The 11,799-nt window shown below is 65.2% G+C and carries 9 protein-coding genes; 2 read left to right on the top strand and 7 right to left on the bottom strand.

All coding sequences use genetic code 11. From position 1 onward, the window contains the following. Positions 1 to 1,008 (top strand): MFS transporter (locus tag BLX41_RS08485; RefSeq protein WP_259744558.1); only part of this gene is annotated, 1,008 nt, incomplete at its 5' end. Here the strand turns inward: BLX41_RS08485 and BLX41_RS37540 are convergent. The 6 genes from BLX41_RS37540 to BLX41_RS08520 all read right to left on the bottom strand — a co-directional run bounded on the left by BLX41_RS37540 (position 998) and on the right by BLX41_RS08520 (position 9,083). Further along, positions 998 to 2,629: a methyl-accepting chemotaxis protein gene (locus BLX41_RS37540; protein ID WP_123724508.1), complete on the bottom strand. Its 1,632-nt coding sequence runs from the start codon at positions 2,627 to 2,629 to the stop codon at positions 998 to 1,000. The two genes, BLX41_RS08485 and BLX41_RS37540, sit on opposite strands and share 11 nt — an antisense overlap. A gap of 212 nt (positions 2,630 to 2,841) precedes the next feature. Further along, positions 2,842 to 5,067, bottom strand: a complete 2,226-nt coding sequence (locus tag BLX41_RS08495) for an LTA synthase family protein (protein ID WP_123724509.1) — start codon at positions 5,065 to 5,067, stop codon at positions 2,842 to 2,844. A gap of 486 nt (positions 5,068 to 5,553) precedes the next feature. After that, positions 5,554 to 5,994 (bottom strand): CBS domain-containing protein, encoded by a 441-nt coding sequence (locus BLX41_RS08505; RefSeq protein ID WP_123724511.1) that lies wholly within the window; start codon positions 5,992 to 5,994, stop codon positions 5,554 to 5,556. A 169-nt stretch (positions 5,995 to 6,163) separates the two neighbouring features. Next, entirely contained in the window at positions 6,164 to 7,333 is a 1,170-nt protein-coding gene (gene solA / locus BLX41_RS08510; RefSeq protein ID WP_123724512.1) for an N-methyl-L-tryptophan oxidase, read from the bottom strand. 26 nt (positions 7,334 to 7,359) lie between these two features. Then, entirely contained in the window at positions 7,360 to 7,884 is a 525-nt protein-coding gene (locus tag BLX41_RS08515; RefSeq protein WP_123724513.1) for a DUF2867 domain-containing protein, read from the bottom strand. Positions 7,885 to 8,192: 308 nt separating this feature from the next. Beyond that, positions 8,193 to 9,083 carry a LysR family transcriptional regulator gene (locus BLX41_RS08520; protein WP_123724612.1) on the bottom strand — a complete coding sequence of 297 codons (891 nt, stop codon included), beginning with the start codon at positions 9,081 to 9,083 and terminating at the stop codon, positions 8,193 to 8,195. Positions 9,084 to 9,218: 135 nt separating this feature from the next. Between BLX41_RS08520 and BLX41_RS08525 the strand changes: the two genes are divergently transcribed. Then, positions 9,219 to 10,733, top strand: a complete 1,515-nt coding sequence (locus BLX41_RS08525; protein ID WP_123724514.1) for an MFS transporter — start codon at positions 9,219 to 9,221, stop codon at positions 10,731 to 10,733. Between the two features lie 231 nt (positions 10,734 to 10,964). Here the strand turns inward: BLX41_RS08525 and BLX41_RS08530 are convergent. Next, a partial coding sequence (locus BLX41_RS08530) for an extracellular solute-binding protein (protein ID WP_259744560.1) occupies positions 10,965 to 11,799 on the bottom strand: 835 nt, incomplete at its 5' end.

Raw genomic sequence — 11,799 nt, forward strand, 5'->3', positions numbered from 1 at the left:
TGGCTGTCGCTGTGGGCGGGGCCGCTGGTGAACCGGCTCGGCACCCGGCGGGCCCTGGCCTTGCTGTTCTGGGCGACCCTGGCGGGGTATGGCTTGCTGGTCGGCTTGCCGGGATTTGCCGGGGTGCTGCTGGCCCTGGCGGTCTGCGGAGTGGCCCAAGCCCTGGCCAACCCGGTGACCAACCTGCTGGTGGCTGAGTGTGTCGAGGACCGCAGCAAGGCGGCGGTGGTGGGGCTGAAACAGTCCGGGGTGCAGTTGTCCGCGTTGGTGGCCGGCCTGTTGCTGCCCACCCTGGCCGGGTCTCTGGGCTGGCGCGCAGCGCTGGCCTGCCTGCTCCTGCCGACCTTGCTGCTGGCCCTGTGGGGGTCAAAGGTGGCGCCGGGCAGCGCAGCGGGCAAGACCATGAGCCTGAAGATTCCCCGGCCGAACTCACGGCTGACGCTGTTGCTGAGCGTGCAGTTGTGTGTCGGCCTGGTGCTCTCGTCCTTCGTGACCTTTCTTGGGGTATTCGCGGCCCGGCAAGGGGTGGCGGTCGGCGAGACCGGGGCCATGGTCGCCGGGTTCGGGGTCATGGGCATCCTGGCCCGGACCCTGCTGACGCCATTGGCGGCACGTATGGCCGAGGAATCCTGGTTGCTGCTGACGTTATTACTCCTCGCCAGCCTGACCCTGGCGGTGACTGCCCAGGCCACGCCCCAGGCGCACTGGCCCTTGTGGTTCGGCGCCCTGGGCATGGGCCTGACCGCCGTGGCCACCAATGCCATCGCCATGAGCATGCTGCTGCGCGATCCGGCCTTTGGCAGCCCAGCCTCGGCCTCGGGCCTACTTTCGGCGGGCTTCTTCGCCGGGTTTGCCCTCGGGCCGGTGCTGTTCGGCGTCGTGCAACAGGGCGCGGCGGGTTTTGCCAGCGCCTGGCTGATGCTGATTGCGGTCCTGCTGCTGGGGGCGGGGCTGAGCCTGATGCTGGTGCGTGCCCGGGCCCTTCAGCCGGCCAGCCCTAGAGCCTGAACACGTTCACCTGCTGCTCCAGGTTCTGCGCCAGTTGCTGCAGGGAGCGGGCCGTCTCGGTGGTTTCCTCCACCGCCTGACTGTTCTGCTGGGACATCTGGGCGATGCGTTCGACGTTGCGCGCCACATCCTGGCTGGCGGCGGTCTGTTCCCGCAGGGCCAGGGAGATCTGGTCCACCACCTGCACCACATTGCCGGAGGAGGTGCGGATATTGACGATGGCCTCGCCGGCCTGCTGGGCCAGTTCGACGCCGCTCTTCACCTGATTGACCCCGACGTCCATGCTGCTCACCGCTTCCCGGGTACCCAGCTGGATCTTGTCGACCATCTCGGTGATCTCCTGGGTCGAATTGGCCGTGCGCTGGGCCAGCAGGCGCACTTCATCGGCGACCACGGCAAAGCCACGGCCTTGCTCGCCGGCCCGGGCGGCTTCGATGGCCGCATTGAGGGCCAGCAGGTTGGTCTGCTCGGCGATGCCCTTGATCACACTGACAATGCTGGAGATCTGCTCGGCGTGCTGGCCCAGTTCGCCGATCTGGCTGGCCGAAGCCTGCACGGTCTCGGCGATCAGGCGCATGCTGCCCAGGGTGTCCTGGATCACGCTGCCGCCTTCCTCGGACTGACGCCCGGACTCGCTGGACAGGGCGTGGGCATCCCCGGCGTTGTCCGCCACATGGTTGATGCTCACCGTCAGCTCTTCCACCGTGGCGGCCATGGAGGAGGCCGAGTGGGACTGTTCCTGGGCCGAGGCCGAGAGCTGCAACGAGGCACTGGAAATGCTCTGGGAGGCGCTGACCAACTGGTCGGCCCCCAGCTTGATCTGACTGATCATGGTCCGCAGGCGCTCCTGCATGGCGGCGAAGGCTTGCAGCAGGTTGCTCACTTCATCGCGGCCCGTGGCGCTGATGCTGCTGTCGAGACGGCCGGCGGCGATGGCCTTGGCCACCTCCACGGCCTGGCGGATACGTCCGACCAGATTGCTGGACAGCGACCAGGCAACGAGCATGGCCAGCACCGCCGCCAGCAAGCCGCCGCCGATCAGGATCGCCAGGGCTGAAGACTTGGCAGCGTCCATGGCCTGGCTGCGGGCGTCCTGCAGGCTTTTTTCCGCTTCGCGCAACTCACTGGTGAGCTGGCGCATGGCGTCCATCTTGGCTTTGTCGCGGCCGGCGCTGATCTGCGCGGCCATGGCTTCTGCAGGCTGGCTCCCGGCGTTGATCACCCGGCGCAGGGCCAGGTTGCCCTGGACGTCGTCGTGCAGCCACTGGTCGTGCAGGACCTTGAGTCGTTCCAGGCGCGCCTGCTGTTCGGGGTTGTCGGCGGTGCTGCTCTTGATCCGGGCGTAGTAGTCGGTAAAGGCTTTTTCGCCTTGTTCCAGAGGTTCGAGGAAACTGTCGCGGCCGGTCAGGGCATAACCGCGCATGCCGGTCTCGATATTGATCAGGCTGCGCAGCAGGGCGTCGGACTGGCTCAGCACTTCGTAACTGTGGATGTTGCTTTTGACACTGCTGCTGACCTGATCGAAGCCGCGCAGGGCCGCCAGCACCAGCAGCAGGAGGATCAGCAGGACGACGCCGAAACCGGCATAGAGCTTTTGCGAAATGCTCAGATTGGAAAACATAGGAAGGACCGCTCCTAAACCGTTGACTGAATGCTTCACAAGGCCGTGCCTCGAAGACGCAGCGTGATAGCTCAATGATGCTTAAATGACATCAACGGTCCGACTTTTTCTGCGCAAAAAAAGTTTCACGTACAGCAAAATATTTTTGCGGGGTTTGCAGAGGGGCATATCGAGCGTCGCCCGAAAGGGCGAGGCTCGAGGTTTGGCAGGGTTCAGCTGGAGTGGGCGTTGCTATCGTCCTCGGGATCGACGCTTTCAGGTTGCCCCGGCAACTCGGTGATCACGCTGAAATCGCTGACTTCCACCGCGCCCAGGCCGTAGCCCAGGAGGTGGAAGGAGAACGCCTTGCGGGTTTCCGGGTTGTCGAAGCTGAAGTCCATCTGCAGCGGCTGGTCAGGCGTTACCAGCATTTCTTCCGGCAAGCCCAGGGGCACGTCCCGTTCCAGTTCCTTGCCCTTGAGCAGGATGTAGGCGTTCTGCTGCGGGTCGGCGGAGCGCACGGTGAAGCGCACCCGGGTCTGGGAGCCCTTGGGCATTTCAAGGTACTGGGCGCCGATCAGGTTGTCGGCCCAGTCATCCTTGATCTGTGCCTGCAGCGGGATGATCGCCGGGCTGCCGAACTGATAGTGCTGGTTCAGCGGCGATTGCAGCAGGCTGCGATCCAGATGCGTGGCCCGGGCACTGATCTGCCGGGCCCGCAGGCCGCCGTACTGACCCTGCAGACTGGCGCTGTCGGCGATGAAACCGGGGCTGGCGTAGTAGCGGCAGCGTTGCTGGAAATCACATTCGGTGAAGGTGCCCTGGCCGTCGTGGTAGCGCAGCTTGCCGTTGGTGTAAGACATGATTTCCCGGCCCTGGGCGTAGTCGCGAAACAGCGAGCGGCCGCTGAGGCTGGCGGGTACCGGCAGGCCGAAGTAGTCCAGCACCGAGGCGCTGAGGTCGACGTGGCCGTAGGTCCCGGACTTGAGATGAGGCAGCAGGTCCTGGTCCGGGGCCAGCATCAGGTTGAAGCCCCAGGACGAGGCCAGACGCACGCCGTCGATGCCGTGGGATTCATCGGAGGTGATGATCACCAGGGTGTCCTTGAGCACGCCCTTGCGTTCCAGCCCCGTGAGGAACTGGTCGATGGCGTCGTCCAGGTAGCCGACCGCCGCCTGCTTGGGCGTCTCGTAGCGCTCCAGGTAGTCCTCGGGCGCGGAGTAGGGCTGGTGGGTGCCGACGGTGAGCAGGGTGAGCATCCATGGCTGCTTTTTCTTCTTCAACTGATCGACGTAGGTCAGTGCGCCTTCGAAGAACGCCTTGTCGTCCTTGCCCCAGGGGAACTCCAGGTAGTTGTCGTTCTTGAACCAATCCAGGCCGTGGGTCGAATCGAAGCCGATGTGCGGCATGATCTTGTCCTTGGCCATGAAGCGCAGGCCGGCGCCCTGCAGGTAGTGGGTGTTGAAGCCGAACTTGTGCATCTGCGCCGGCAGGCAGGCCTGGTTGCGCTGGTTCTGGGTGAGCATCTCGACGCCCTTGGGGGTGCCGTTGTCGAGCTTGTCGTAATCGCCGCAGAGCATGGCGTACAGGCCGCGAATGGTCTGGTGGCTGTGCAGCACGTAGTCCGGGGTATTCATGCCGCGTTCGGCCCAGGCGCTGAGCTTGGGCATCAGGTCTTCCCGGTAGCGGCTGTTCAGGGCCTCGCGGTTGGTGCGGATATAGGCCCCGGGAATGCCTTCCAGGGTGATCAGCAGCACGTTGCGCGCGCGGCCGGCGCTGGGCAGCAGCGGCTGGCCTTCAAGGTCGAGACGGGTCAGGCCGGCCATGGGCGGGGGGACATCGGCGACATCGCCTTGCAGCCAGTCTTCGACCTGCATCTGCGCCTGGCCGGTGGCGGTGGCCAGGGCCTGGTGGGGCAGGTTGAACAGCTGCCACTGGTCGGCTTCGCTGGGTTTCAGGTACTGGGTGGCGCCGTGGGCCAGGAACAAGCCCAGCGGCAGAATCCAGAGTGTGCGTGGCAGTGCCGGGGCCTTCACTGCGCGACTGCTGCGCTGGACCACCAGCCACAGCACCAGCCCCAGCAGCAGGGTCAGCCCCAGCTCAGGGTGGGTCAGGCCGCCGCCGGTGGAATTGCCGACAAATTGCGGGTCCACCAGATAGTGCAGATCGGCGAGGTTGGGCATGCGGCCCACCGCGCTCACCAGCTCGGCGCTGACCAGGGTCAAGAGTGCCCAGACCAGCAGCACCGGCAGCGCCAGCCACCAGGGGCGGCGGTACAAGAGCAGGGTCAGCAGGCTGGCGCTGGCCAGGTCGGACAGGTAACCCAGCGGATTGGACCAGCCCAGGGCCAGGCGGGCGCCCATCGGCACCAGCAACAGCAGGCCGAACAAGGCGCACAGGGGAGCGAGGGGGTGTTGTAGGCAACGACGGATCAACTTCACAAATAACCTGCCTGTCATTAAATCGTCACGCAAAAGTGCTCAATGTTAACAAGAGCTGCAGGTAAGACGTTTCTTATTCGTGGGGGAAATTCAGTTTTCGCCGAGCTGCGAATTGGCCTGGGTGTTCTTTAGATTGGGCTGAGGGCCCGTGCTCAGGCGTCTGGCGGCGGGTAGGGTCGGAACCGTCCGTGGCGGGATTTACTATTTCAGAGTGTGAAAAACCAGCACCGCTGGACCTGCTCCAAGTTGATGGCGCCGCGCTGTTGCAGGCGCTGGCTTGCCAGCGAAGGCGGTCGCGAGGGCGGTGCAGGGCTCAAGGGCCTCTTCGCCGGCAAGCCGGCTCCTACGGGGGCTGGGCTTATGTAGGAGCTGGCTTGCCAGCGAAGGCGGTGCAGGGTTCAAGGGGCTCTTCGCCGGCAAGCCGGCTCCTACGGGGGGCTGGGCTTATGTAGGAGCTGGCTTGCCAGCGAAGGCGCCGGTTGGGGCGGTGCAAGGCTTGCAGAGTTATTCGCCGCGGATGTACTGCTCCAGCTGGCGGATCAGGTCGGCCTGTTCGGCAATGGCTTCCTTGACCAGGTCGCCAATGGACAGCAAGCCCAGCAACTGGCCGTTTTCCACCACCGGCAGGTGGCGCAGGTGGCTGTCGGTCATGATGCTCATGCAGGTTTCCACGCTCTGGTGCGAGTCCACGGTAATCACCGGCGAACTCATGATGGCACTCACTGGCGTGCCCACCGAGGAGCGCCCGTGGAGCACCAGTTTGCGCGCATAGTCACGCTCGCTGATGACCCCGACCACCGCGCCATTCTCCATGACAGGCAAGGCGCCGACGTTTTTCTCGGCCATCAGCATCAGCGCCTCCAGCACCATCTGGTGCGGGGCGATGGTGTGCACTTGCTGGTTGTGCTTGGCCTTGAGTTTCAGCAGTTCTGCGACGCTCTTCATGGGGCGCTCCGATGGTTCTACGTGGGGCGGCGATGCGCCGCCCTGAGGGGGTTTCTAAAGAATCGTAGAGACTGGGCCAACCGGCAAGGCTGAAAACGGCAGATAAACGGCGAAAAACGTCAGCCCGGGAATTTTTTTCATCACGGCCTCGATAAAGAGGCCGTTGCCGTCAGTTGAAGCGCTGCAGGGAAAAACTGCCCAGGTCGATTTCGCTGCGCCCGTCCACGTGCCATTGGGCCAGGGCTTCGCCAATCGCCGCCGAATGCTTGAAACCATGGCCGGAGCAGGCGCTGACCACGGTGACATTGGCCAGGCGCGGATGGCGGTCGATGATGAAGCCCGAATCCGGGGTCACGGTGTAGGCACAGACGCTGGCCTTCACCAGTTCCGGCGCCAGCCCGGCCATATGCGGCGCCACCAGGTCGCGGAACAGGCGCTGGGCATCGGCATGGCTGGGCTGGCGGTCGAGGCTGTCCGGCTGGCTGCTGGCGCTGTACTGCTCCGTGGCGATCTTCACGCTGCCTTCGCCGGGAATCGGCGGGAAGCCGTAGCAGGTGTCGACATCGTCGGCGCTATGGAGGATGAAGCTCGGCGAACGCGTCGGGTAGTGTTGCGGCTCATCGAGGCGGAACCAGTACAACTGCTGGCGACAGACCTGTAGCAGCGAATCGAAGGGTGCCCCCAGCAGTTGCGCCGACCACATGCCGGCGCTGACGATGACTTGCCGGGCGCTGATCCGCGAACCGGCGCTGATGATCTCCACCCCCTCGGCAGAGGGCTTGAGCTCCAGCACCGTCTGGCCGGTGATCAGGGTCGCACCCAGTTGCCGGGCTCGGGTCAGTTGCGAGTCGATGCAGCGTTCCGGGCGGACAAAACCGCCGCCGGGTTCGAAGTAGCCCCGGGCGCTGTCATCCAGTGGCGCGAACTGCGGGAAGCGTCGACGGATCTCGTTGGCGTCCAGCACCTGGTGCTCGATGCCATAGCGTCGGGCCAGCTCGATGCTGTTGTCGGTGAAATCCCGGGCGTCCGCCGGCCGCTGTGGGTCGGTGCTGGCGGTCATCACCAGCACCCCACACTGCTCGAACAGCTGCACGTCCAGTTCGCCTTCCAGCTCGCGCCAGATCTGCTGCGAACGGATCGCCAGGGGCACATAGGCCGCACCTTCACCCACCGCCTGGCGGGTGATACGGGTGTCGCCGTGGCTGGAGCCCAGATCGTGGGGCGGGGCGAAGCGGTCGATGCCCGCCACCTTCACCCCGCGCTTGGCCAGTTGATAGAGAGTGGCGGCGCCCATGGCGCCCAGGCCTATGACTACAACATCGAAATCGGGTGTGTGCACGGCAAGATCCTTGGGGGGATGAAGGCTCAGCGGTTATTGATAGTGGCCAGGGTCATGGGCGCGATGATTCGGTGGAAGGGGGCCACCGGCAGCATGTACAGGCGCCCCAGGCCGTTATGCGGGTGGACCACGGTGGACAGCACCACCGGGCGCCGGCCCTCGGCGTTCAGCGGCTGGCGGTTGAGGGACAGGTGCACGTCCAGATGCTTGTCGCGGTCCACCACCAGTACTTCGTCGGGGCTCTGGGAGATCAGGGTGAAGATGCCGACCCGGTCGCCGGGCTGGTAATCCTCGTCGGGGCGCGCCAGGTCGATGCGGGTCAGGCGCCCCAGGTCCTTGAGGCCAAACAGCTGCACCACGCGGTTGCGCAGGCCCATCAGGCGGTCGATCCAGGCCGGGGTCTGGCTCATCAGGTTCAGCAGGTGGCGCATGGCGCTGCGTTCGGCGTCGGTCGCCAGGGTGCGGCGGCAATCGATGAAGGTCGCGCCCGGGGCCAGGGCCGCGATGCTGGAGTCATGGGGCAACGGGCAAGGGTGTACGGCGGACTTCATCGGTGCAGCTCCCTGAAAGTTGGCGGCTTTGGCTTCATGCCGGTCAGTCACGCCAGAAGTCGCAAAAAATACCACTTCCTGAGGCGAGGAACTTGCTGTTGTGTAGCGGCCAGTTGCCGCTGGGCGAGGGTTGCCATTGCCAGGTGGCGGCACGCAAGGATTCGGTGGTTATCCGCACTGCTCGGGCCGGAATCAGCAAAAACACGCACGAAGTTGCAAGCAGGTCGAAGGGACCTGTGCCGACCATTGAACGGCGGAATTCGGTGGCACGCGGACTGAATTCCGCCAACGCAATGGCTGCTTGCCACTTAAGCCTGCTGGCGGACCGCGGCTTTTTCCCCCCTGGCGGCCGGCTCGGCGTTCTGTAGCAGCAACTGACCGAACTCCTGGGCCGCCGCCGTCTTTTCGCCGCTGCTCCAGGCCAGCAGGAAACGCGCTCCAGGCAACCCCGGCAGGCCGTATTCTCCATCGACGATGCGCAGGCCCGGGCGCAGGTCGCTAGCCATCTGCACGGTGACTCCGAGACCGGCGAGCACTGCCGTGCGAATGCCTTCCTGGCTTGGCGAGCTGAACGCCACATGCCAACCGGTGGCGCTTTCGCCCAGGGCATCAAGGCCGATCTGCCGATTGACGCAGGGGGCCGGCGCCAGGGCCAGGGGCAGCGAGGCGCCCGGGGCCAGGTCGAAGTGCTCGGCGGCGACCCAGACGAACCGGGCGCTGCGCAGCACGGTGCCGCTGTCGCGCCGCCCCGGCTCCGAGAGCACCACAGCCAGGTCCAGTTCCCCGGCCTTGAGCATCTGGCGCAGGTCCAGGTAGGTGCCAACGCTGACGTCCAGGCGCACCTCGGGAAAGGCTCGGAAAAACTCGCAGAGCAGTGGCGGCAGGCGCTCGCCCATAAAGGTCTCGGGCACCCCGAAGCGCACCACGCCACTCAGCCGCGACGGCTGGAAGCGCCGGGCCAGGGCGTCCAGGGAGGCGAGGATCTGTTGCGCGTGCTGCAGCACTTCCTGGCCGTCTTCGGTCAGGCTCAGGCGCCGGGTGGTGCGCAGCAGCAGGGGCCGGCCCAGTTGCTCTTCCAGGCGGCGGATCTGATGGCTGACGGCCGACTGGGTCAGGTTCAGGCGCTTGCCGGCGCGGGTGAAGCCGGCACATTCATGGACTGCGACCAGGGCCCGCAGCAGGGTGGGATCGATGTTCAAGGCAGGCTGCCATTCATGATGGAAATTGCTCAATCCTACAAAATCTAATCATTTCCGTCATTGAGTGGCGTTGCCCAGACTTGCCCCCTCAGTCGCCCCTGGACGGGTGGCGACACCACTTGCGGACAACCCTCGATGCCTCAACCTTCTTTACGCAACACCCTGGCCCTGGCGGCGGTCTGCCTGGCCGCGCTGATGTTCGGCCTGGAAATCTCCAGCGTGCCGGTGATTCTCCCGGCCTTGGAAGACCGTCTGCAGGGCCGCTTTACCGACCTGCAATGGATCATGAATGCCTACACCATCGCCTGCACCGTGGTGCTGATGGCCACCGGCGCCCTGGCCGATCGCTTTGGCCGCAAGCGGGTGTTTGTCCTCAGCATCGTCGCCTTCGGCCTGGCCTCGCTGCTCTGTGGTCTGGCCCAGAACATGACGACGCTGATCGCCAGCCGGGCCCTTCAAGGCCTGGCCGGGGGCGCGATGCTGATCACCCAGGTGGCGATCCTGTCCCAGCAGTTTCGTCAGGGCCGTGAGCGCAGCCGGGCCTTCGCCGCGTGGGGCGTGGTGTTCGGCATTGGCCTGGGGTTCGGGCCGATCATTGGCGGAGCGATCCTGTCGCTGTCCAGCTGGCCGTGGATTTTCCTGGTGCACGGGCCGCTGGCGCTGCTGACCCTGGGGCTTGCCGTGGCCGGGGTCGAGGAGGCTCGTCAGGCACGGGCCGGCAAACTCGATAGCGCCGGCATCGTGCTGCTGTCGCTGGCGGTGTTCGGCCTGACCTTTGTGCTGACCCAGGGCCCGACCCTGAGCCGCTTCAGCGCCCTGGCCGTGGTGCTTGCGACCCTGGGCTGCTTCGCTGCCTTTATCCGTGCCGAGCGCCGCAGCCAACAACCGATGTTCGAGCTGGGGGTATTCAGGAACCGCCGGTTTTCCGGGGCGTTGCTGGGTTCCATGGGTATGAATTTCAGCTTCTGGCCGTTCATGATCTACCTGCCGATCTACTTCCACGGCGTCTTGGGCTACGACAGCCTGCACAGCGGACTGGCGCTGCTGGCCTATACCTTGCCGACCCTGATCCTGCCGCCCGTGGGTGAACGCCTGGCCCTGCGTTTCGAGGCCGGTTGGGTGATTCCTCTGGGGTTGTCCGGCATCGGCCTGGGCTTTGTGGCGATGTTTGGTGCCAGCCAGTGGGCCGTCAGCAGCGGTGTGCTCATGCTCCCCGGCGCGCTGCTGGCAGGGATCGGTCTGGGCATCTGCAATACGCCGGTGACCAATACCACCACCGGGTCGGTGCCCGTCGATCAGGCCGGCATGGCCTCGGGGATCGACATGAGTGCGCGGATGATTTCCCTGGCGCTGAACATTGCCTTGATGGGCTTGATCCTGGTGGCGGGGGTGGGCGCCTACCTGCGGCGTCACCTGAGTGGGGCGCTGGATGCCGGGCAACTGCGGGGTTGGGTGCAGCAGATTGCCTCTGGCAGCGGCTCTTTGGAAGCTTTGCCGTGGCTGGCGCAAGGTACGCCGCAGGCGGCCCTGGTCCATGGCTTTGGCTGGGTCATGCTGTACGGCGGCTTGAGTGTCTGGGGGCTGGCAGTGTTCAGCCTGCTGATATTCGCCCCCTGGCAGCAAAAGCCAGCGGAGTCGATCGCGCAGTAGCCACTGCCACGCGTCAGCGAGGTTGCGAAAAGGGGGCGCAGGCCTCTCTGTTGCCCCAGGTGTTTGCAGCCTGCGGCGGCGATAGGGAAAGCAAAAAAGGCGCCCGAAGGCGCCAAGGATTCACCCCAACCGAGGGAGCCGGGTGAAGCCGTTCGCAGGAGTGTCGCGGTGGTAAGGCGCGACGTGAACGGAAAAAGGCGAGCGGTGCCCGCCAGCGGCGGGCAGCTTGAGTCATTTGCCCAGCTTGATCCTTGTCCAGCCGCGGTTCATCACGCGCTGGATGGCGATCGGCTGGTCCGGTACTGCGTAGAGGGTGGCCAGTACGGCCTGGGGCGGGTAGGACGCCGGGTCGTTGCGGATCGCTTCGTCCACCAGCGGCGTGGCCGCCGCGTTGGCGTTGCTGTAGCCCAGGCTGTTGGTGACCTCGGCGATGATGTCCGCGCGCATCAGGAAATTCATGAACAGGTAGGCGTTGTCGACGTTGGTGGCGTCCTTGGGGATGGCCATCATGTCGTAGAAGCTGCCGGCGCCTTCCTTGGGAATGCTGAACGCGACCTTCTCCTTGTTGCCGGCCTCTTCGGCGCGGGAACGGGCCTGCAGCACGTCGCCGGAATAACCCACGGCCACGCAGATGTTGCCGTTGGCCAGGTCCGAGATGTATTTGGAGGAGTGGAAGTAGGTCACCGAAGGACGGATCTTCATGAACAGGGCTTCGGCTTCGAGGATCTGCGCTTTGTCCTTGCTGGTCACCGGGTAGCCCAGGTAGTGCAGGGCGGCGGGGAGCATCTCGGTGGGCGAGTCGAGGAAGCTGATGCCGCAGGCCTTGAGCTTCTCGGCGTTCTCCGGCTTGAACAGCAGGTCCCAGGAGTTGGTCGGGGCGTCGGCGCCCAGGGCCGCCTTGACCTTGTCCGGGTTGTAGCCGATGCCGATCGAACCCCACATGTAGGGGAAGGCATGGGCGTTGTCCGGGTCGCTGGCGGAGGCGTTTTTCAGCAGCACCGGGTTGAGGTTCTTCCAGTTGGGCAAGCGGGACTTGTCCAGTTCCTGGTAGACCCCGGCCTTGATC

It is taken from the genome of Pseudomonas protegens, from assembly GCF_003732485.1.
Lineage (GTDB): Bacteria > Pseudomonadota > Gammaproteobacteria > Pseudomonadales > Pseudomonadaceae > Aquipseudomonas > Aquipseudomonas protegens_B.